Below are 19144 nucleotides of genomic sequence, written 5' to 3'. Positions count from 1 at the left end.
GGCGTCGCCGGTCGTGGCGGTCGGGCTGGTTGACCTCGATAACCACGATCCCGTGGGTGTGCAGGTGCCGGGTGAGGGCGGCGCCGTAGGAGTGGCTGCCCTCCATACCGGCCCGCCAGATCCGGCCGAGGGTGTCCGCCCAGGCGTGCAGGGCTTGGTAGCCGAGGCTGGTGGCCGGGAAGGTGCGGGTGTCCAGCAGGGCGCCGTGGTGGTCGAGGACCGCGCCGGTGTGGGTGTCGGCATGGGTGTCGATGCCAAGAACGATTTCTCCGGTCCGGGGGTGGTCCTGGCCGGCGGTGTGGTGGTGGGTGATGCTGGGCATGGTTGTTCGGCTCTCCTGACGGCTCAGGCGGACGGACGCCGTCGCCGGGCCGGCCCGAAGCGGTCAGGACTGTGACGGTGCCTTGTTAGCGGCAAGGCCCCTATCGGGACACGCTCGTGTGCCGGTCCGGCGGCAGTAAGCGCTGCCCGGGACGGAAGCCGACAGATCATTTTCAAGGCATCACAGGCCTGTCGTACCCCGGGTCAGACCCCAGCCCCGAGCAGCACTCAACATCCTCACAGTCGTAGCCGGCCCGTAAGCTGCGCTGATGTGGACCCTCGGATGCGACGCCACTGATCCGCGCAAGCTGGCCGAATTCTGGGCGCTCGCCCTCGGCTACGTTCCGGAGCCCGGCTACGCCGACCCCGACGGCGCCTCGATCATCGACCCCGCGGGCAACGGGCCGGCCATCGGCTTTCTACGCGTTCCCGAGTCCAAGACCAGCAAGAACCGCGTACACATCGACATCCGGCTACCGGATGAGGCGGCCGTGCGGGCGAAGGCGGCCGAGTTGGAACAGGCCGGCGCCACCTCGATCCGGGAGGAGCGCTACGACGGGCACTTCGGGCACGTCGTGATGCTCGACCCGGAAGGGAACGAGTTCTGCGTGGCTCGGCACGGCTAACGATCCGAGACGGCCACGAACAACCCCTTCCCGACCGCCACCGACGAGCCGGTGAAGGTGCGGTCGGCGTTGACCAGGGCCAGGAACGGCGCGACCTCGCCCGGGTGGGACAGGACGTTGTCGATCGCCAGGACGGCGCCGGGGCGCAGGACCCGGCGGATGTCGGGCCACCACGCCGGGTACTCGGGGCGCTCGGCGTCCAGGAACAGCAGGTCGACGCTGGCCGGAGCGCGCGAGGCCAGGAAGTCGCCGCCGTCGGCGGTCTCGAAGACCACGTGGTCGGCCAGGCCGGCCCGGGTGACGTTCTCGAGGGCGGCCGGCACCTCCTCGACGTCGACCGTGGTCACCGAGCCGCCGGTGGTGCGGGCGGCGTCGGCCAGCCAGATCGTGGAGTAGCCGTTCGACGTGCCGATCTCGACGATGTCGCGGCAGTTGCCGATCCGCAGCACCAGGGCGAGCAGCTCGGCGGCGTCGGGCGACAGGTTGCGGCGGCGGGAACGGCGGTCGGCCTGGGCCGCGTCGAACGCCTTGCCCTCGGCGTACAGGTGGTCGAGCAGCGAGCGCAGGTTCACGGGATCACCGTCCTTTCTCACAAACGGGCACGTCGAGGTCGAGGTCGTCGGCCACGTCGCCGACCGGCACGACCCGTACCTCGGCGGCGTGGGCGCGCAGGTAGTCGCGGGCGCCGTGGTCGCCGGACGCGGACTCGATCACGCCGGCCCAGTGCGCGCGGCCGAGCAGCACCGGGTGGCCACGTCGCGCGCCGTAGCCGCCCATCACCAGGGCGTCCGGCGCGGCGAGCCCGGTCACCCGCCGCACCGCCGCCGCGGTCACGCCGGGCATGTCCACGAGCAGGATGACGGCGGCGGAGGCCGAAGTGCCGAGAAGCGTCGTCAATCCGACCCGCAGCGACGAGGCGAGCCCGCTCTCCCAATCGGGATTGATCACGGTGCGCGGCAGGGCGACGGCCTCGGCGATCACCCGCGGCGCCGAGGCGCCGAGGACCACCAGGCCGGGTGCGACGCCGGCTTCGCGCAGGACGAGCGCCGCGCGGTCCACCAGGAGCATTCCCCCGTACGCGACCAGGGCCTTGGGCATGCCGTAACGGCGCCCGCCACCGGCCGCCAGCACGAGCCCGGCGACGCCGCCCGGCGAGGCGCGCATGGGTGAGCAGAGCTGCGCGTCGGTCTCCATTCGCGGAGGCTATCGCGCCACTAGGGGGTGGGGCTCCTACCTGGGGAGGAGGCGGGCTCGGACCGCAGGCCGGGAGTGCGGACCGCGGGCGGACGAAATGACCGCGCTCGATGCCGAGGCTGCTGGTATGACTACCGCGACCGCTCTTCGCACCGCCGCACGCTGGCACCGGCCGCTGCTGGTGCTGACCGCCGGAATGGCCGTGTTCGCCCTGGTGACCGCCGTCGGCATCGTCGCCGACCACCGGGTGATCACCGGGGCCCCGGCCTGGCTCAAGCCGTTCAAGTTCTCGGTCTCGTTCGCCGTCTACGGGCTTACCCTCGCCTGGATGCTGTCGATCCTGCCGCGCCGCAGCCGGGCCGGCGAGTGGGCGGCGGTCGCCATCGTCGGCGTCGCCTTCGTGGAGGTGGGGATCATCGTCCTTCAGGCCGCGCGGGGCACGACCAGCCACTACAACGAGACCTCGCCGTTGAACGCGGCGCTCTGGCAGGCCATGGGCATGGCGATCCTGGTGCTCTTCCTGGCCCACGCGGTGATCGCGATCGTCGCGGTGCGCCAGAAGATCAAGGACCGGGCCAACGCGTACGCCATCCGCCTCGGCCTGGGTTTGTCGCTTCTCGGCATGCTCGCCGCCGTGCCGATGGTGCTTCCGGGCCAGGCGCCGGCCGGCGTCGACGACATCACCGGAGCGCACAGCGTCGGCGTGCCCGACGGCGGCCCGGGCCTGCCGCTGACCGGGTGGAGCACGACCGGCGGCGACCTGCGGATCGGGCACTTCGTCGGGCTGCACGCGCTGCAGGCCCTGCCGCTGCTGGCGTTCCTGCTCGGCCGCACGTCGCTGGACGGCATCCGCCGGGCGCGGCTCCTGCTGGTCGCGGGTGGCGCCTACGGCGTACTGACGGTGCTCCTGACCTGGCAGGCCCTGCGAGCGCAACCGCTGCTCCACCCGGATGCCCTCACCCTCGGCGCGTGGGCGGCGCTCGCCGCCGCGACCGCGACCGCCACCGCGCTGGTGCTGAAGAAGTGACCGGCGCGCTCTTCAGCCTCACGTTCACCCTGGCCGCGCCGTTCTGGGCGCTGATGATCCTGCTGCCGGGCTGGACCTGGACCGAGCGGATCGTCCGGAGCCCGCTCATCGTCGTCCCGGTGCTGCTCATCTACGCCATCCTGGTGATTCCGTCGCTGCCCGACCTGCTTCCGGTCGTGCTCGGCCCGTCCCTCGGCGGTGTCCGCGACCTGCTCGGCACCGCCGACGGCGCGGCGGCCGCCTGGGCGCACATGATCGCCTTCGACCTGTTCGTGGGCCGCTGGATCTGGCTGGATGCGCGCGAGCGCGGGATCCGGCACCTCGCGCTGGCGCCGATCCTGCTGCTGACGATCCTGTTCGGTCCCCTCGGTCTCGGTGTCTACCTGGCCGTCCGCGAGCCCCTAAGCTGACCGGCATGGGGTGGGTGGGGCGGCTGTTCGACCGGCGGGACGCCTGGGTCCGCATGGTGCTGCTCGACCTGAGCGGCTTGAGCTACCTGGTCTTCGGCGGTGACCACGGCCGCCACCCGACCGCTGCCCAGTGGGTGCTCGCGGTCGCCGCGTTCGTGGCCATCGTCGCGTTCTGCCGCTGGCCGGTGGTCAACCTGATGATCCAGCTGGCGCTGCTCGCGGTGGCCCTGTGCGTGCTCGACGACCCGACGATCAACCAGGTCGGGTCGAGCTGGGCGCTGGCCGAGGTGGCGGTGTGGGCGGCGCGCACCCGCACGATCTGGCTGTGCGCCGGCGCGGTCCTGGCGGTGTACCTGGCGTTCGACGTCATCGGCGCCTCCGACATGCGCGGCGAGCTCTTCGGTGTGCTGGTGCTCCCGGTCGGCCTGCCGTTGCTGCTCGGGCTGGTCATTCGCACCACCCGCGAGCTGGGTCGCCAGGCCGAGCTGCGGGCGCAGTCGGAGAGCCGGGCGGCCCGGGCCGACGAGCGCGGGGCGATCGCCCGCGAGCTGCACGACGTGGTCGCCCATCACGTGGCGTCGATGGTGCTGCGGGTCGGCGTCGCCCGGCACGTGGTGCCCGACCTCGACCCGCGACTGGCCGCCGTCCTCGACGACTTGCACGCGACCGGCACCACCGCGCTCACCGACCTGCGCAAGCTGGTCGAGGTGCTGCGCGACCCGGACGGGGTGAGCGGCGACGCGGCGATCACCGCGATCGAGCCCGGCTCGCTGCCTGCGGCGCTCGGCGCGGCCGTCGACACCGCCCGGCGCACCGGGCTGACCGTGGAGGCCGACATCGACGAGGCGGTCGGCGGGCTCGACGCGGTACGCGGCCTGGCCGTGCTCCGCCTGACCCAGGAGGCGCTGACCAACGTGGCCAAGCATGCCGGGCCGACCGCCCGGGCCCGGCTGCGCGTGGCCGTCGAGGGCGACGCCGTGAGCTGGGAGGTCGCCGACGACGGCCCGGTGGGCGCGTCGTCATCGGCGCCGCCGGGGCCCGGGTTCTCCGTGCCGTCCGGAGGACCGGGCGCCGGTAGCGACCGGGCTTCCGGAGGACCGAGCGACCGGGCTTCCGCAGGACCGGGCGCCGGCCGCGGCACGGGCCACGGTCTGATCGGCATGCGCGAGCGGGTCGAGGTGCTCGGCGGCCGGTTGAGCGCGGGCCCGTCGGGCGCCGGCTGGCGGGTGCGCACGACGCTGCCCAAGGCGCTCGCGTGATCCGCGTCGTGCTCGTCGATGACCAGCAGCTGATCCGGGCCGGGCTGCGGATGCTCTGCGACGCCGAGCCCGATCTCGAGGTGGTCGGCGAGGGCGGCAACGGCCGGGAGGCGATCGAGCTGGCCGAGCGGCTCACGCCCGACGTGGTGGTGATGGACCTGCGGATGCCGGGCGTCGACGGGATCAGCGCCACCAGCCGCATCCTGGCGAGCCGGCCGGCCACCCGGGTGCTGGTGCTGACCACGTTCGGCGACGACGACCATCTCTATCCGGCGCTGACCGCGGGGGCGTGCGGGTTCCTGCTCAAGGACGCCCCGCCGGCCGAGCTGCTGGACGGCATCCGGCGGGCCGCGGCCGGGGACAGCCCGTTCAGCCAGGACGTGTTGCGCCGGCTGGTCGATCGGGCGCTGTCGAGCCGGACCGATGCCGCCCCGCCGGTCGCCGGACTGACCTCGCGCGAGCAGGCGGTGCTCGCGCTGGTCGGGGAGGGACTGTCCAATGCCGAGATCGGGGATCGGCTGCACATCGGCGTGACCACGGTGAAGACGCACATCACGGCGCTGATGACCAAGACCGGCAGCCCTAATCGCGTACGGCTGGCGCTGCTCGCGCATGGGCGATAGCGCACAGAGAAAGGCCGGAGATCCGTGGCGGCGGGTCTCCGGCCTTTGCTGCTGTCACAGGTTATCGCGTCATCCGGGTTTCACCGGTGATCTCCGCGGCGTGTCAGCCCTGCCGGCCGTTCCAGCGCGGGTTCTTCCGGTTGATCACGACCTGCCGCCCGCGACGGCGGGTGACGACGGAGCCGGGCTTGCTCTTCAGCGAGCGGAGCGAGTTACGAACCTTCATGGTGAACCTCCCGCGCACCGGAACGCCGGCCGGTCCTCGCATATTTCCGGTCCGGATCGCCGCCCGCCGTTCGTCATGGATGCATGGAGACCTTTCGCATCGACGTTCCGCAGCGCGATCTCGACGACCTGTACGACCGGTTGGACCGCACCCGGTGGCCGGACGAGATCCCCGGCGCGGGCTGGGACTACGGCGTTCCCGGCCGGTACGTGCGGGAGCTGGCCGAGCGGTGGCGGCACGGTTACGACTGGCGGCGCACCGAGGCGCGGCTCAACGCGTACCCCCAGTTCCGCACCGTCATCGACGGCCAGCCGATCCACTTTCTGCACGTCCGGTCGGACCGGGCGGACGCCCTGCCGCTGATCCTCACGCACGGCTGGCCGGGCACGGTCGCCGAGTTCCTCGACGTGATCGAGCCGCTGTCCCGGCACTTCCACCTGGTCGTGCCGTCGCTGCCGGGCTTCGGCTTCTCGGGGCCGACCGCCGAGCGCGGCTGGAACACCACCCGGATCGCCCGCGCCTGGGTGGAGCTGATGGGGCGGCTGGGGTACGAGCGGTTCGGGGCGGCCGGTAACGACTGGGGCTCGACGATCTCGCCCGAGGTCGGCCGGGTGGCGCCGGAACGGGTGACGGGCGTGCACGTGACGCAGCTCTGGACCGACCACGACGGGCCGATCGAGGACCCGACCCCGGAGGAGCGGGCGGCGCTCGACGACCTCGCCTGGTTCGAGGCGACCATGAGCGCGTACCAGCGGGTGCAGGCCCAGCAGCCGCAGACGCTCGCCTACGCGCTGACCGACTCGCCGGCCGGGCTGCTCGGCTGGCACTGCCAGATCTACCGGGAGGGCGTCGACGCCGGCTACGTGCTGGACAACGTCTCGATCCACTGGCTGACCGGGACGGCCGGGTCCTCGATGCGGCTGTACCGGGAGTTCGCGCTGATGGACAAGCCGGACGGGCCGACCACCGTGCCGTTGGGTGCGGCTCAGTTCCGCGACGATTACCGGCCGGTTCGCCGGCGGGTCCCGGGGCTGCACTCGCGCCTCGTCCGCTGGAACAAATATGACGTTTCCGGGCACTTCGCGGCGCACCAGACGCCCGGGCTGCTGGCCGACGATGTGATCGACTTCTTCGGGAACCTCAAGTAGGGCCCGGTGGCGGCCGATCGGGGGCGCCATGCGAATGCGAGCCTTCGGCACCCTGCTCACCGCGGCGGCGATCGCCGCCGCCGGTACCGCCGTTCCCGCCCAGGCGGCGACGGGGACCGTCATCGGCGCCGGCCTTCCGGGCGCGATCCCGGGCCGGTACATCGTCACGTTGAAGGCTCCGCGGGCCGGGATGTCGGCGCAGGAGGTGGGCTCGACGTCGTACAGCGCCACGATGACCGCCGAGCAGGCTCGCAAGCTCGCGGCGAACCCGGACGTGCGGTTCGTCGAGCAGGACCGCGTCATGCACATCGAGTCGACCCAGAAGAACCCGGCCTGGGGACTCGACCGCATCGACCAGCGGACGGCCAAGCTGTCGAAGACCTACACGCCGATGGACGACGGCAGCTCGGTCCGTGCGTACGTGATCGACACCGGCATCCGGATCACGCACAGCGAGTTCGCCGGCCGGGCCACCTACGGCTACGACTTCGTCGACGGCGACGCGACCGCGGCCGACTGCAACGGGCACGGCACCCACGTGGCCGGCACCATCGGCGGCGCGCACTACGGCGTGGCCAAGAAGGTGCGGATGGTCGCCGTCCGGGTGCTCGACTGCGACGGCGAGGGCACCCTTTCCGGCGTGATCGAGGGCGTCAACTGGGTCACCGCGCACGCCGTGAAGCCGGCCGTCGCCAACATGAGCCTCGGCGGCTCGTACAGCGCGTCGCTCGAGGCGGCCGTGCAGAAGTCGATCAACTCGGGTGTCACCTACGTGGTGGCGGCCGGCAACGAGAGCGTCAACGCCGGCAACGAGAGCCCGGCCGGCCTGCCCGCGGCGATCACCGTCGGCGCGACCGACGCCCGCGACCGTCGCGCGTATTTCTCGAACTACGGCAGCGTGCTCGACCTGTTCGCGCCCGGCGTCGGCATCCGCTCCTCGGTGGCGAACAGCGACACCGCGACCGCGATCTACAGCGGGACCTCGATGGCCTCCCCGCACGTGGCCGGCGCGGCCGCGCTCGTGCTCGACGCCGCGCCCGGATACACGCCGGCCCAGGTCCGCAACTACCTGGTCGCGCACGCCACCACCGGCAAGGTGACCGACCCCAAGGGCTCACCGAACCGGCTGCTGTTCGTCCCGGCGCCGGCCAAGGCCCCGATGATCAAGACGTCGGCCATCACGGTGACGGCCGGCGCGGCGTACCAGGGCACGATGGCGCTCTCGACGAGCCGCCGCGGCACCTGGAGCCTCATCACCGGCGCCCTGCCGCGCGGCCTCAAGCTGGCCGCGAACGGCGTCATCTCGGGCACGCCGGTCGCGCCGGGCACGGCCGCGGTCAAGGTCCGCTTCGTCGACTACGTGCCGAACACGGTGACCAAGGTCGTCACGGTCACGGTCCGCAAGACCGTCCCGGTGATCAGGACCACGACGCCGCCGGCGGCGACCGCGGGCGCCGACTACTCGACGCAGCTGGCCGCGGACCGGGTCGGCACCTGGGCGCTCACCGGGGGCGCGCTGCCGGCCGGGCTGACGCTGGCCTCGAACGGCGCGATCACCGGCGTGCCGGCCGCGGCGGGCACGGCGACCTTCACGGTCACCTTCACCGACGGCTGGGCCATGAAGAAGGCGGCGACGCTCACCCTGACCGTCGCGTAACGCATGATCGGCCCCGCTCGACGACCCGGGGGCACGGGGACCGTCGGGCGGGGCCGAGTCGTGCCCAGAATAGACCGGGCCGATGTCAATTCACTGTCATCGTCCTGAGTGACCGCTGTGTGCCGTCCCGGCGTACCGCTCGGCGTACCGTTCGGCGATCTCCTTCGTCTCCGGCAGGTCGGCCTCGACCACCGGCAGGCCCGGCGCGACGTCGGCGCCGAGCTCGGTCAGCAGCTGGCGCAGCAGGGCCTCGGCCGCCCCGGCCTGCGGCGCCACCCCGGCGGTCACCACCGGCACCGCCCGCTTGCCGGCCAGCGCCTGGGCCGGGAGCTGGTCGAGCAGCACCTTGAGCACGCCGGTGTAGCTGCCCTTGTAGGTGGGGGTGGCCACGACCAGGACCTCGGCCTCGCGCAGCAGGCTCACCGCGGCCGCGGTCGCCTCGTCGCCGGGGGTGAGCAGGCCCGGCCCGAGCTCGCCGACCTCGATCACGGTCGGCGGGAGCCCGCCGGTGCGGGCCGCGACGGCCTCGCCGACGGCGACGGCCAGGGTGGACGTGCGCGACCCCGGGCGCGGGTTGCCGGACACGACGACGATGCGGCTCATGACTCTCCTGAAGTGAGAAGTGGCAGGACGTTCTCGCCGACGTTCAGCGCCTCTTCGAGGTGCGGCTGGCCGGAGAGGATGAAGTGGTCGATGCCGATCGCGCGGTACTCGGCGATCCGGGCCGCGACCTCGGCGTGGCTGCCGACCAGGGCGGTGCCGGCGCCGGGCCGGACGACGCCGAAGCCGGCCCACAGGTTGGGCGACACCTCGAGGGAGTCGCCGGCGCTCAGCTCGGCCATCCGGCGCTGGCCCTCGGACTCGGTGCGGGCGAAACGGGCCCGGGCCGCCTCGATCTCGGCCGCCGGCACCCGGTCGAGCAGGCCGCGGGCCACCCGCCACGCCTCGTCGGCGGTGTCCCGCGCGATCACGTGCAGGCGGATGCCGTACGTGAGCTGCCGCCCGGCTTCTTTGGCGAGAGTGCGCACGGCATCCAGTTTGGCCGCCACCGCCGCCGGCGGCTCGCCCCAGGTCAGATAGGTGTCGGCGTGGTGCGCGGCGACCGGCAGGGCGGCGGCCGAGGAGCCGCCGAAGAAGATCGGCGGGACCGGGTCGGGCGCGGCGCGGACGGTCGCGCTCTCCACGTCGAAGAACTCGCCCCGGTACGTGTACGGCGTACCCGACCAGGCTCCCCGCACCACCTGGAGGAACTCGGCCGTCCGCTGGTACCGCTGGTCGTGCGGCAGGTGATCGCCGAAGCGCCGCTGCTCGTCCGCCTCGCCGCCGGTGACCACGTTGAGCGCCAGCCGGCCGCCGGAGATCCGCTGGTAGGTGGCGGCCATCTGGGCCGCGAGCGTGGGGGAGAGCAGCCCCGGCCGGAAGGCGACCAGGAACTTCAGCCGGGACGTCTCGCCGATCAGCGCGGCGGTGGTGAGCCAGGCGTCCTCGCAGAACGTGCCGGTCGGGGTGAGCACCGCCTCGAACCCGGCCCGCTCGGCGGCCCGGGCGACCAGCGCGAGGTAGCCGAGCTCGGGCGGCCGGGAGGTGTCGGCGGTGAGCCGGGCCTGCCCGCCGCTGACGATGTCGCGGCTGTCGCCGGCGGTCGGCAGGAACCAGTGGAACGGCATCTAGGCGGCCCTCCGCAGGTGGGCGTAGTGCCCGTCGTGGTAGACCAGCGGCGCGGCGGTGAGGTCCTCGTGGTGCACGCCCTCCTCGGGCGAAGCCAGCACGATCGTGTGGTCGCCGGCCTCGACCCGGCGCTCGATCCGGCAGACGATCCGGGCGAGCACGCCGTCGAGCAGCGGCACCCCGCCCGGGCCCGGACGCCAGGCGCCGTGCGCGGCGAACCGGTCGATGCCCCGGGTGGCGAACGTGCGGGCCACGTGCTCCTGCTCCTGGGTGAGTACGTGCACGGCGACCAGGTCGGCGGAGGCCACCGCGGGCCAGGCCGAGGCGCTGTGCGCGAGGCAGAACGAGACGAGCGGCGGATCCAGCGAGACGGAGGTGAACGACGTGGCGGTGAAGCCGGCCGGTGGCTCTCCGGGCGCCGTGATGACCACCACGGCGGCGGCGTGGCGGCGCAGCAGCGCCCGGAACAGATCGGCGTCCACGATCGAGGTCACGGTCACGGGCCCTCCTAGCGGGCGACGCCGGCGAGGGCGCGGTGGCGCAGCTCCTGCCGGACGAGCGGGATCAGGTGCCGGCCGTAGTCGACGGCGTCGTCGACCGGGTCGTAGCCGCGGATGAGGATCGTGGTGACGCCGAGGTCGACGTAGTCGAGCAGGGCCCGGGCGACGGTCTCGGGCGAGCCGACGAGCGCGGTCGAGTTGCCCTGCGCGCCGCTGGCCGCCGCCGTGGCCGTCCAGAGTGCGCGGTCGTGCCGGTCCTGCTTGGCCGCCGCGGCCAGCAGCCGCTGGGAGCCCACGTTCTCCGGGTTCCGGCCGCCGAGCACGCCCTGGAACGGCCCGTTCGACTTGATCCGGGCGAGGATGCCGGCCGCCCGTTCCCAGGCCAGATCGTCGGTGGCGGCCAGGATCGGGCGGAACGAGACGCTGATGCCGAGCGGTCCGCGCCCGGCCGCGGCCGCCGCCGCCTGGACCGAGGCGATCTGCTCGGCGGTCTCGGCCAGCGGCTCGCCCCACAGCGCGAAGGTGTCGGCGTGCGCCCCGCCGACCCGGTAGGCGGCCGGCGACGACCCGCCGAAGTAGAGCGGGATGCGATGGGCGGGCTGGACGCCGGCCGAGAAGTCCTCGAACTTGTAGAAGCGGCCCTCGTGCGAGAACGGCTCGGGCGACGACCAGGCCCGGCGCAGGATGCCCAGGTACTCGCCGGTCCGCTCGTACCGGTCGTCCTTGCCCAGGTAGTCGCCGTCGCGGCGCTGCTCGGCGTCGGAGCCGCCGGTGATCGTGTGCACCGCCACCCGGCCGCCGGAGAACTGGTCGAGCGTGGCGAACGTGCGCGCGGCCAGGGTCGGGAAGACGAAGCCGGGCCGGTGCGCGATCAGCAGGCCGATCCGCTCGGTCTGGGCGGCCGCGTACGCCGCGACCTGGGTGGCGTCCGGCGTCGACGACCCGTACGCGATGAGGATGCGGTCGAAGCCGCCGTCCTCGTGCGCCCGGGCGAAGCGCCGCACATAGGCCGGGTCGACCGGCGGCCCCGCCGGTGGCCGGGTCTCGGAGACGTCGCGGGTGCCGATCATGCCGACGAACTCGACAGTCATGCCTGGTTCCTTTCCGTTGTCCACTTATTGGGAAAGAGGACAACCGTGAATCACGATCCGTCGCGAAACCGGCCCGAGTCAATGGCCGTCCCATATCCTAGTAAACCTAGGGAGTATGGTTGACATGCGGGAGATAGGGCAGTCAGAGTTGCGGCCATGTCCACTACCGCGATCGCCGGCCCCGCTGTCGCCGACCAGACCGGTGCGACGCCGCGCAAGAGGCGTTCCCTGCCCTATCGGACGATCTCCTGGGTCGTGCCGATCCTGCTGCTCATCGCCTGGGAGCTGGCTTCTCGTGCCGGCCTGATCGCGTCCAACGTGCTGCCCGCGCCGAGCTCGGTCGGCACGACCGCGTGGCATCTGACCGAGACCGGCGAGCTGCCGCGGCACCTGTGGGAGAGCCTCAAGCGGGCCGCGATCGGCCTCGCCATCGGCGGCTCGGCCGGCCTCGTGCTCGGCGTGCTGACCGGCTTCTCGCGGCTGGCCGAGTCGCTGATCGACCGCAACATCCAGATCATCCGCGCGATCCCGTTCCTGGCGATCCTGCCGCTGGTCATGGTCTGGTTCGGCGTCGGCGAGAGCGGCCGCTACTTCCTGGTCGCGCTGGGTACGAGCTTCCCGATCTACCTGAACACGGTGCTCGGCATCCGGCAGGTCGACCCGAAGCTGCTGGAGATGGGCCGGGTCGCCGGGCTCGGCCGGCTCGACCTGATCCGCGCCGTGGTCATTCCGGGCGCGCTGCCGTCGATCCTGCTCGGCGTCCGGCTCGCGCTGACCAACGCCTGGCTCGCGCTGGTGATCGCCGAGACCGTGGGCGCCCCGGCCGGCATCGGCTTCATGGCGACCAACGCCCGCGAGTTCCTGCAGACCGACGTGATCGTGCTGGTCATCGTGCTCTACGCGCTGATCGGCCTGTCCACCGACCTCATCGCACGAGGTCTCGAACGCCGGCTCCTGGCCTGGCACCCCAATTATCGAGGAGATAAAAAGTGAGTCTGTCCCGTCGCAAGCTGCTCGGCGCCTCCCTCGCCCTGCCCTTCCTTGCGGCCTGCGGCAACGACGCCGCCGCCAGCGCGAGTGGCCGCAAGAAGGTCCGTCTCACCTACGGTGCGATCTCCGTTCCCAAGTCCCGGGGCGTCTTCGAGAAGACCCTCAACGACCAGGGCATCGACGTCGAGTGGGTGGGCCCGTTCCCGAACCACGCGCCGACCCTGCAGGCCGTGGCCACCAACACCGCCGACTTCAGCTTCGGCGGCAGCTCGACCCCGGCCGACCAGGCGCTGCTCTCCGGCAACAAGCTGGTCTACGTCGCCTGGGCGTCGTCCAAGCCGCGGACCAGCTCGATCATCGTGCGGCCGGAGAGCGGCATCAACTCGGTGAAGGACCTGGCCGGCAAGAACGTGGCCGTCAACAAGGCCGGGCTCGGCGAGTTCCTGCTGGTGGCGGCGCTGGAGAAGTACGGCGTGCCGCGCGACTCGGTCACCTTCACCTACCTGAACCCGCCGGACGCCGCGCCCGCCTTCGGCAGCGGCAAGGTCGACGCCTGGTCCATCTGGTCGGGCCCGCTGGAGCTGGCCGAGGTCCAGTACAACGCCAAGCGGATCTTCACCGACGGCGAGGAGCTGGACAAGCAGATCGACTTCTCCAGCTATCTCGTACGCGAGGACTACGCCAAGAAGGAGGCCGACACCATCCGCAAGGTGATCGCCGCCTACAAGGCCGAGCAGGACTGGGCCAACGCGAACCCGGCCGACGCCCAGAAGATCGGCAACGCGGTCTCGAAGTACCCGCAGGCGGTGGTGGACAAGCTGGTCAAGCAGAACGTCCAGGTGACCTGGAGCCTGATCAACGACGAGGGCATCGCGCAGCTGCAGGCCGGCGCCGACTGGCTGACCGACCACAAGGTGCTCAGCGGAAAGATCAATATTGCCGATCACGCGGTGAAGCTGTGACCACCGTCCTCCTCGAGAAGATCACGCGGCGGTACGGCGACCGCGTCGTCCTCGACGGGCTGGATCTCGTGATCGAGCGCGGCGAGTTCGTGGCCCTGCTCGGCAAGAGCGGTTGCGGCAAGACGACGCTGCTGCGGGCGCTGGCCGGGCTCGACCCGGTCGACGGCGGCCGGCTCGCGGTGCCCGAGCGGCGCACCGTGGTCTTCCAGGAGCACCGGCTGCTGCCCTGGTGGCGGGTCTGGCGCAACGTGGCGATCGGGCTGCCGCGGGCGACCGCCCGGGCCAAGGCCCAGTCGGCGCTGGAGGAGGTCGGTCTCGCCGATCACGCCGACGCGTGGCCGGTCACCCTCTCCGGCGGCGAGGCCCAGCGGGTCGCCCTGGCCCGGGCGCTGGTCCGGGAACCGGAGCTGCTGCTGCTCGACGAGCCGTTCGCGGCCCTGGACGCCCTCACCCGGATCCGGATGCACGGACTGGTCCGCGACCTCACCCGCCGGCACCGGCCCGCCGTTCTGCTGGTCACGCACGACGTCGACGAGGCCATCCTGCTCGCCGACCGGGTGCTTACCATGCGGGACGGCCGGATAGCGGCCGTGCACGAGGTGCCGGCCGGCGCCCGTGAGCGGGGCTCGGCGTCGTTCGCCGGGCTGCGCGGCACCCTGCTGGGCGAGTTGGGAGTCACCGAATGACGTTTCACCCGCAACTGCACCACATCGTGCCGACCGGGTTGTCCGGGGAGACGGCGCAGACCTCGGGCATGACCCGGGTCGAGGCGATCAGCGGCAAGACCGTCGGCAGCGAGGCCCTGTGGATGGGGGAGACCCACGTCTCGGCCTCGACGGCCAGCGACAACCATCACCACGGCGAATCCGAGACGGCCATCTACGTCGTACGGGGAAATCCGGTCTTCGTGTTCTATGACGAGGAATCGGGCGCCGAGAAGCGGCTGGAGACCAAGCCCGGCGACTACGTCTTCGTGCCGCCGTGGGTGCCGCATCGCGAGGAGAACCCCGACCCGGAGAACGAGGCCGTGGTCGTGATCGCACGGACCACGCAGGAGGCCATCGTGGTGAACCTGCCGTCTCTGCGTGTCGATAATCCCATCTAACAGATGGGAGATGTATTGTTCGGCCCATCCACGAGGAGGAGCCATGTCCGCACTAGCCGTCGCTCACCCGCGCCGCGTGCACCTGCGACCCGTACCCGACCTGCCGGCCGAAGCACCGGTGACCGTGACCATCAGCGTCTCCCCGGGCGCGGCTCCCGGCCGCGACCGCGTCCTCGCCGCCCTGCGTGAGCTGGTCGCCGTGGCCGGTGGCACGGTCACCGCGGTCGAGACCGCGCCGGCCGCGCCCGAGCAGCAGGGCATCCGGCTCGACCCGCGGGCGCGGACCGCCCTGCGCGACGGGGAGCGGCTCGACCTCAGCCGGCTCGAGTACGACCTGCTGCTGTTCCTGGCCCGGCACCCGCGCCAGGTCTTCAGCCGCAGCCAGCTGCTCGCTCAGGTATGGGGGCACACGCACACCACCAACCGGACGGTCGACGTGCACGTGAGCCGGCTGCGCACGAAGCTCGACGACCCCGAGGTGGTCACCACGGTGTACGGACTCGGGTATCGGCTGGCCGACGAGGCGGCCGTGACGGTGACGGAGGGCTGAATGGCACGGCGGCGGACGGTCGCGGTGGTGGGTGGCGGCGCCGCCGGCGTGCTGGCCACCCGGGAGCTGCTGCGATGTAGCGACGATCGGGTGATCGTGATCGAGCCGGGGGAGCCGGGGGGTGGGCTGGCCTACGGGTCGGCCCGCCCCTGGCACCTGCTGAACTCCCGGGCCGGCGCGATGAGCGCGGACGCCGCCGACCCCGGGCACTTCGCCCGGTGGGCGGGATGCCGGCCGGAGGAGTTCCGGTCGCGGGTCGAGTACGGCTCGTATCTGCGGTCGGTCTTCGCGTCCGCGGCCGCGGACCACGGGGATCGTCTGGAGGTGGTGCGCGATCGGGCGACCCGGTTGGGCCCCCGCGGAATTTATACCGAAAAATCGGGCGAAGTCCGTGCGGATGAAGTGGTAGTGGCGACCGGCAACCCGGCGGCCGCGCAACCGGCGGGCCGGCCCGACCATCCCGACTACATCGCCGACCCGTGGCAGCCCAGCGTGCTCGACGCCATCCCGTCGGACGTGCCGGTTCTGCTGATCGGCGCCGGGCTCACCGCCGTGGACGTGGCCCTCACACTGACCGTCGACGGCAATCGCGACGCCCCGATCACCGCCGTCAGCCGTCGTGGTCAGCTGCCGCTCACGCACGCCGCCGAGGCCCGGCCGCCGGCCACCCTCGACCTCGACCGGCCGCACACGCTGCGCGACCTCGTCCGGCACGTGCGTACCGAGGCCGAGCGGGCCGGGGACTGGCGCACCGTCGTCGACGGGCTGCGGCCGAACCTCGACCGTTTGTGGCGAAATTTGACGACAAAGGAGCAGGAGGCGTTTCTGCGGCATCTGGCGCGGCCGTGGGAGTGCCACCGGCACCGGATGGCGCCGTCGGTGGGCTCGCGCATCGCGGCCCTGCGCGAGGAGGGCCGCCTCGAGGTGCGGGCCGGCGGCGTACGGTCGATGATCGCGCCCCCGGCCGGCGGCCTGCTGGTCGAGCTCGAGGCCGGCGTGCAGTGGTTCGGCGCGGTGGTCAACTGCGCCGGGCCCGGCCGCCTGCCCGGCGCCGCCGGCTCGTTCGCGCGCAGCCTGCTCGACGACGGTCACGCCCGGGTCGGCCCGCACGGACTCGGGCTCGACATCGACGCCCGTGGCCGGCTGGTCGGCGCCGGTGGCCGGGTGCGGGACGATCTCTGGCTGATCGGGCCGCTGCGCCGCGGCGCCCGCTGGGAGACCACCGCCGTACCGGAGATCCGCTCTCAGGCTCTTGCGTTGATCGACCGTCGTAAATAATTCATCCCGGTTCAGTCATAATCCGGCGATATGACGGGGCTGTTTTCGCTGGTCAAGGCTGGATTGATGGGCTTCGTCGAAACAATCGCCCTGTCTTGTGTGCATATTGAGAACTCTCGATACTGCGGAGGCAGGTACGCCACCGGCGTACCACCCACCCCCCTGGGAGGACCAAGTGCTCACTCGGAAGCTGCGCCGACCGATCGTCGGCCTGGCCGCGTGCATGCTCGTCGGCTCCGCGCTCGTCGCGTCACCCGCGTCGGCCGCCCCCGCCGGCGACGCCTCATTCGCACCCTCCGCCCTCGCCTCGAAGATCGACTCGCAGTTCGGCTCGCAGACGGCCGGCTCCTACGTCGACGCCTCGGGCAAGGTGGTCGTCAACGTCACCGACGCCGCGACCGCCCGCTCGGTCACCGCGGCCGGCGCGACGGCCCGGTTCGTGGCCCACACCGGCACCGAGCTGGCCGCCGTCGACTCGGGCCTGAAGTCGAGCCTGAAGACGCCGGGCACCGCCTTCGGCGTCGACCCGATCACGAACCAGATCGTGGTCTCGTACGACAGCACCGTTACCGGCGCGAAGCTGGACGCGGTGAAGGCCCTGGTCGCCCAGTACGGCGACAAGGCCCGCCTGGAGGCGACCCCCGGCACGCTGACCACCAGGATCTCCGGTGGTGACGCCATCTACACGGGCGGCGGCCGGTGCTCCCTCGGCTTCAACGTGCGCAGCGGCTCGACCTACTACTTCCTGACCGCCGGTCACTGCACGAACATCGGCTCGACCTGGACCAACGGCTCGACCACGATCGGCACCCGCGCCGGCACCAGCTTCCCGGGCAACGACTACGGCATCGTCCGATACACCAACACGTCGATCACCCACCCGGGCGCCGTCGGCTCCCAGGACATCACCTCGGCCGGCACCCCGGCCGTGAACTCGACGGTCTACCGCCGCGGCTCCACCACCGGCATCCACTCCGGCCGCGTGACCGCCCTGAACAGCACGGTGAACTACGCCGAGGGCTCGGTCTCCGGTCTGATCCGCACCACGGTCTGCGCCGAGCCCGGCGACTCGGGCGGCAGCCTCTACTCCGGCACGACGGCCCTGGGCCTGACCTCCGGCGGCAGCGGCAACTGCTCGAGCGGCGGCGTGACGTACTTCCAGCCGGTCGTCGAGCCGCTGAGCGTCTACGGCGTGGCGGTGTACTGATCGACGTAGCTCATCGGGTTGCGCAGGTCTGTCGCCTGTAGGCCCTGCGTCGTCGAAGTGGCCAGTGCGTCGTCCCGTGCGTCGCCGCTAAGTCGCCCCACCCCGTCACTGGGTGGGGCGACTCTACGGCCCCGCCTACGACAATTTCCGCAGGTAATCCACAGGCGCCGCACCATTTCAGTTCTCCGAAATCGAACGAGGGTGGCCAAGAACCCGACAGCCACCGGCCGGCGGCGGTCGCGACTATCTCGTCCGGGTCTCGCACCAGCAGCTCGTGGACCGGGCGCGTCGAGCCGGGCAGGTCGGCCACCCGGTAGCGAGCCCGCCCAGCGCCGCCGTCCGCGAGCCGGGTCGACCGGCGACTACGCGGCGGATCAGCGGCCCTCGGCCTCCTTCTCCTCGCCCCGGCGGCGGAGCATGCGCAGGCCCGGGATGCCGGCGATGGCCAGGTGCAGGTCCTCGGTCACCTCCAGCAGCTTGTGCAGGTCCGGTCCGACCTGGTCGAGCTTGCCGAGCAGCGGCATCACGTCGTTGATCAAGTGGTCGCGCAGCTGGGGCAGGGTGTCGACGAGGCGGATCGCGGCGGTCACCTCGTCCGGGGACAGCTCGGCGACGAAGCGGGCGGCCAGCGGCGCACCCTTGCGCAGCGTGTCCGCGTACCGGTCGAGGAGATCGGCCGCGTCGGCCGCCGCCGTCTCCGCCTGCCGGACCACCGCGGTCGCATCGTCGCTGACCACCGTCACCCGGGCGATCACCCGGTCGGCCGCGCCGGTGAGCGCCGACGCCTGGCTGACCACCCCGGACGCCGCCTCGGTGATGCCGCCGGCCTGGCCGACGACCACGGACGCCGCTTCGGTGATGCCGGTCGCCTGGCCGACGACCACCGACGCCGCCTCGGTGATGCCGCCGGCCTCGCCGACGACCACGGACGCCGCCTCGGTGATGCCCCCGGCCTGGCCGACGACCACCGAGGCCGCCTCGGTGATGCCGCTCGCCGCCCTGGTGAGCGCCCGCGCGTCGGCGGCCGTCCGTTCGGCGTCGTCGACGACGAGGTTGACCCGGCGGATCAGCGCCTCGGCCTCGTCCGCCAGCATGGTGATCCGGCTGACCAGCAGCTCGGTCTGCCCGAGCAGGCCGAGCATTCGCACCGGCAGGGTGGCCGCGGCCGCCGCTCTCTCCACGATCTGCCCGATCGTGGCGCGGGTGAGATCGACGACGGCGGCCGGTGACACCAGGGGGAAACGCATGCTCTCATCATGCGCCCGGCCGGCACGCCCGGCGATCGCTGGCGGCCATGATCAC

Annotated in this window: 22 protein-coding genes and 1 pseudogene; 14 read left to right on the top strand and 9 right to left on the bottom strand. The window is 72.3% G+C overall.

Annotation, left to right across the window (positions count from 1 at the left end; genetic code table 11):
* Nucleotides 1-31 precede the first annotated feature (31 nt).
* Nucleotides 32-322: pseudogene (locus ACQP2F_RS36575) on the bottom strand (IS110 family transposase); the annotation flags it as partial.
* A gap of 268 nt (nucleotides 323-590) precedes the next feature.
* Between ACQP2F_RS36575 and ACQP2F_RS36570 the strand changes: the two are divergent.
* Nucleotides 591-947 (top strand): VOC family protein, encoded by a 357-nt coding sequence (locus ACQP2F_RS36570; RefSeq protein WP_433295728.1) that lies wholly within the window; start codon nucleotides 591-593, stop codon nucleotides 945-947.
* On the opposite strand, the gene ACQP2F_RS36565 is transcribed toward ACQP2F_RS36570, so the two are convergent.
* Together ACQP2F_RS36565 and ACQP2F_RS36560 are read right to left on the bottom strand one after the other, a co-directional pair.
* On the bottom strand, nucleotides 944-1519 hold the full coding sequence (locus tag ACQP2F_RS36565; protein ID WP_433295726.1) for an O-methyltransferase: 576 nt from the start codon (nucleotides 1517-1519) through the stop codon (nucleotides 944-946). The two genes, ACQP2F_RS36570 and ACQP2F_RS36565, sit on opposite strands and share 4 nt — an antisense overlap.
* A gap of 4 nt (nucleotides 1520-1523) precedes the next feature.
* Nucleotides 1524-2141 carry a nucleotidyltransferase family protein gene (locus tag ACQP2F_RS36560; RefSeq protein ID WP_433295724.1) on the bottom strand — a complete coding sequence of 206 codons (618 nt, stop codon included), beginning with the start codon at nucleotides 2139-2141 and terminating at the stop codon, nucleotides 1524-1526.
* Between the two features lie 127 nt (nucleotides 2142-2268).
* Between ACQP2F_RS36560 and ACQP2F_RS36555 the strand changes: the two genes are divergently transcribed.
* From ACQP2F_RS36555 to ACQP2F_RS36540, 4 genes are read left to right on the top strand one after another with little or no spacing between them, the layout of a single operon-like run.
* Complete coding sequence (locus tag ACQP2F_RS36555) at nucleotides 2269-3168, top strand: hypothetical protein (protein ID WP_433295722.1); 900 nt, start codon at nucleotides 2269-2271, stop codon at nucleotides 3166-3168.
* Nucleotides 3165-3578 (top strand): ABA4-like family protein, encoded by a 414-nt coding sequence (locus ACQP2F_RS36550; protein ID WP_433295720.1) that lies wholly within the window; start codon nucleotides 3165-3167, stop codon nucleotides 3576-3578. The genes ACQP2F_RS36555 and ACQP2F_RS36550 overlap by 4 nt, the downstream gene beginning before the upstream one ends.
* A 5-nt stretch (nucleotides 3579-3583) precedes the next feature.
* Nucleotides 3584-4837 (top strand): sensor histidine kinase, encoded by a 1254-nt coding sequence (locus ACQP2F_RS36545; RefSeq protein ID WP_433295718.1) that lies wholly within the window; start codon nucleotides 3584-3586, stop codon nucleotides 4835-4837.
* Nucleotides 4834-5460 (top strand): response regulator transcription factor, encoded by a 627-nt coding sequence (locus ACQP2F_RS36540; RefSeq protein WP_433295716.1) that lies wholly within the window; start codon nucleotides 4834-4836, stop codon nucleotides 5458-5460. Before ACQP2F_RS36545 ends, ACQP2F_RS36540 begins: the two co-directional genes overlap by 4 nt.
* Nucleotides 5461-5563: 103 nt before the next feature.
* Here ACQP2F_RS36540 and ACQP2F_RS36535 read toward each other — a convergent pair whose 3' ends face one another.
* Nucleotides 5564-5686, bottom strand: a complete 123-nt coding sequence (locus tag ACQP2F_RS36535; RefSeq protein WP_203382437.1) for a ribosomal protein bL36 — start codon at nucleotides 5684-5686, stop codon at nucleotides 5564-5566.
* Between the two features lie 83 nt (nucleotides 5687-5769).
* Between ACQP2F_RS36535 and ACQP2F_RS36530 the strand changes: the two genes are divergently transcribed.
* Together ACQP2F_RS36530 and ACQP2F_RS36525 are read left to right on the top strand one after the other, a co-directional pair.
* Nucleotides 5770-6834 (top strand): epoxide hydrolase family protein, encoded by a 1065-nt coding sequence (locus ACQP2F_RS36530; RefSeq protein ID WP_433295713.1) that lies wholly within the window; start codon nucleotides 5770-5772, stop codon nucleotides 6832-6834.
* Nucleotides 6835-6862: 28 nt separating this feature from the next.
* Entirely contained in the window at nucleotides 6863-8491 is a 1629-nt protein-coding gene (locus ACQP2F_RS36525; protein ID WP_433295711.1) for a S8 family serine peptidase, read from the top strand.
* A 96-nt stretch (nucleotides 8492-8587) separates the two neighbouring features.
* Here the strand turns inward: ACQP2F_RS36525 and ACQP2F_RS36520 are convergent, their stop codons facing one another.
* From ACQP2F_RS36520 to ACQP2F_RS36505, 4 genes are read right to left on the bottom strand one after another with little or no spacing between them, the layout of a single operon-like run.
* On the bottom strand, nucleotides 8588-9094 hold the full coding sequence (locus tag ACQP2F_RS36520) for an NADPH-dependent FMN reductase (RefSeq protein ID WP_433295709.1): 507 nt from the start codon (nucleotides 9092-9094) through the stop codon (nucleotides 8588-8590).
* Entirely contained in the window at nucleotides 9091-10158 is a 1068-nt protein-coding gene (locus ACQP2F_RS36515) for an LLM class flavin-dependent oxidoreductase (protein WP_433295707.1), read from the bottom strand. Before ACQP2F_RS36515 ends, ACQP2F_RS36520 begins: the two co-directional genes overlap by 4 nt.
* Nucleotides 10159-10659, bottom strand: coding sequence for a flavin reductase family protein (locus ACQP2F_RS36510; RefSeq protein ID WP_433295705.1), 501 nt, complete (start codon nucleotides 10657-10659; stop codon nucleotides 10159-10161).
* A gap of 8 nt (nucleotides 10660-10667) precedes the next feature.
* Nucleotides 10668-11750 (bottom strand): LLM class flavin-dependent oxidoreductase, encoded by a 1083-nt coding sequence (locus tag ACQP2F_RS36505; protein ID WP_433295703.1) that lies wholly within the window; start codon nucleotides 11748-11750, stop codon nucleotides 10668-10670.
* 156 nt (nucleotides 11751-11906) lie between these two features.
* Between ACQP2F_RS36505 and ACQP2F_RS36500 the strand changes: the two genes are divergently transcribed.
* The 7 genes from ACQP2F_RS36500 to ACQP2F_RS36470 all read left to right on the top strand — a co-directional run bounded on the left by ACQP2F_RS36500 (nucleotide 11907) and on the right by ACQP2F_RS36470 (nucleotide 17842).
* On the top strand, nucleotides 11907-12743 hold the full coding sequence (locus ACQP2F_RS36500; protein WP_433295701.1) for an ABC transporter permease subunit: 837 nt from the start codon (nucleotides 11907-11909) through the stop codon (nucleotides 12741-12743).
* Nucleotides 12740-13702: an ABC transporter substrate-binding protein gene (locus tag ACQP2F_RS36495; RefSeq protein WP_433295699.1), complete on the top strand. Its 963-nt coding sequence runs from the start codon at nucleotides 12740-12742 to the stop codon at nucleotides 13700-13702. The genes ACQP2F_RS36500 and ACQP2F_RS36495 overlap by 4 nt, the downstream gene beginning before the upstream one ends.
* Nucleotides 13699-14388 carry an ABC transporter ATP-binding protein gene (locus ACQP2F_RS36490; RefSeq protein WP_433295697.1) on the top strand — a complete coding sequence of 230 codons (690 nt, stop codon included), beginning with the start codon at nucleotides 13699-13701 and terminating at the stop codon, nucleotides 14386-14388. Before ACQP2F_RS36495 ends, ACQP2F_RS36490 begins: the two co-directional genes overlap by 4 nt.
* On the top strand, nucleotides 14385-14807 hold the full coding sequence (locus ACQP2F_RS36485) for a cupin domain-containing protein (RefSeq protein ID WP_433295695.1): 423 nt from the start codon (nucleotides 14385-14387) through the stop codon (nucleotides 14805-14807). Before ACQP2F_RS36490 ends, ACQP2F_RS36485 begins: the two co-directional genes overlap by 4 nt.
* Nucleotides 14808-14850: 43 nt before the next feature.
* Complete coding sequence (locus ACQP2F_RS36480) at nucleotides 14851-15357, top strand: winged helix-turn-helix domain-containing protein (protein ID WP_433295693.1); 507 nt, start codon at nucleotides 14851-14853, stop codon at nucleotides 15355-15357.
* Nucleotides 15358-16635 (top strand): FAD/NAD(P)-binding protein, encoded by a 1278-nt coding sequence (locus ACQP2F_RS36475; RefSeq protein WP_433295691.1) that lies wholly within the window; start codon nucleotides 15358-15360, stop codon nucleotides 16633-16635. It abuts the gene before it with no gap.
* A gap of 175 nt (nucleotides 16636-16810) precedes the next feature.
* A complete protein-coding gene (locus ACQP2F_RS36470) occupies nucleotides 16811-17842 on the top strand; it encodes a S1 family peptidase (RefSeq protein WP_433295689.1) in 1032 nt (343 codons plus the stop codon).
* Between the two features lie 374 nt (nucleotides 17843-18216).
* Here ACQP2F_RS36470 and ACQP2F_RS36465 read toward each other — a convergent pair whose 3' ends face one another.
* Nucleotides 18217-19089, bottom strand: a complete 873-nt coding sequence (locus ACQP2F_RS36465) for a hypothetical protein (protein ID WP_433295687.1) — start codon at nucleotides 19087-19089, stop codon at nucleotides 18217-18219.
* Nucleotides 19090-19144: the final 55 nt, after the last annotated feature.

Origin of the sequence: Actinoplanes sp. CA-030573 (assembly GCF_050951115.1) — a bacterium.
Taxonomy (GTDB): domain Bacteria; phylum Actinomycetota; class Actinomycetes; order Mycobacteriales; family Micromonosporaceae; genus Actinoplanes.
Note: the sequence above shows the minus strand (reverse complement) of the source record. Positions and strands in the feature narration are given on the sequence as shown.

Bases quoted from the DNA above. Each gene is read 5' to 3' on its own strand.
- ACQP2F_RS36570 (WP_433295728.1), top strand. From the start codon at position 591: ATGTGGACCCTCGGATGCGACGCCACTGATCCGCGCAAGCTGGCCGAA.
- ACQP2F_RS36560 (WP_433295724.1), bottom strand. From the start codon at position 2,141: ATGGAGACCGACGCGCAGCTCTGCTCACCCATGCGCGCCTCGCCGGGC.
- ACQP2F_RS36555 (WP_433295722.1), top strand. From the start codon at position 2,269: ATGACTACCGCGACCGCTCTTCGCACCGCCGCACGCTGGCACCGGCCG.
- ACQP2F_RS36545 (WP_433295718.1), top strand. From the start codon at position 3,584: ATGGGGTGGGTGGGGCGGCTGTTCGACCGGCGGGACGCCTGGGTCCGC.
- ACQP2F_RS36535 (WP_203382437.1), bottom strand. From the start codon at position 5,686: ATGAAGGTTCGTAACTCGCTCCGCTCGCTGAAGAGCAAGCCCGGCTCC.
- ACQP2F_RS36530 (WP_433295713.1), top strand. From the start codon at position 5,770: ATGGAGACCTTTCGCATCGACGTTCCGCAGCGCGATCTCGACGACCTG.
- ACQP2F_RS36525 (WP_433295711.1), top strand. From the start codon at position 6,863: ATGCGAATGCGAGCCTTCGGCACCCTGCTCACCGCGGCGGCGATCGCC.
- ACQP2F_RS36520 (WP_433295709.1), bottom strand. From the start codon at position 9,094: ATGAGCCGCATCGTCGTCGTGTCCGGCAACCCGCGCCCGGGGTCGCGC.
- ACQP2F_RS36515 (WP_433295707.1), bottom strand. From the start codon at position 10,158: ATGCCGTTCCACTGGTTCCTGCCGACCGCCGGCGACAGCCGCGACATC.
- ACQP2F_RS36505 (WP_433295703.1), bottom strand. From the start codon at position 11,750: ATGACTGTCGAGTTCGTCGGCATGATCGGCACCCGCGACGTCTCCGAG.
- ACQP2F_RS36500 (WP_433295701.1), top strand. From the start codon at position 11,907: ATGTCCACTACCGCGATCGCCGGCCCCGCTGTCGCCGACCAGACCGGT.
- ACQP2F_RS36485 (WP_433295695.1), top strand. From the start codon at position 14,385: ATGACGTTTCACCCGCAACTGCACCACATCGTGCCGACCGGGTTGTCC.
- ACQP2F_RS36480 (WP_433295693.1), top strand. From the start codon at position 14,851: ATGTCCGCACTAGCCGTCGCTCACCCGCGCCGCGTGCACCTGCGACCC.
- ACQP2F_RS36475 (WP_433295691.1), top strand. From the start codon at position 15,358: ATGGCACGGCGGCGGACGGTCGCGGTGGTGGGTGGCGGCGCCGCCGGC.
- ACQP2F_RS36465 (WP_433295687.1), bottom strand. From the start codon at position 19,089: ATGCGTTTCCCCCTGGTGTCACCGGCCGCCGTCGTCGATCTCACCCGC.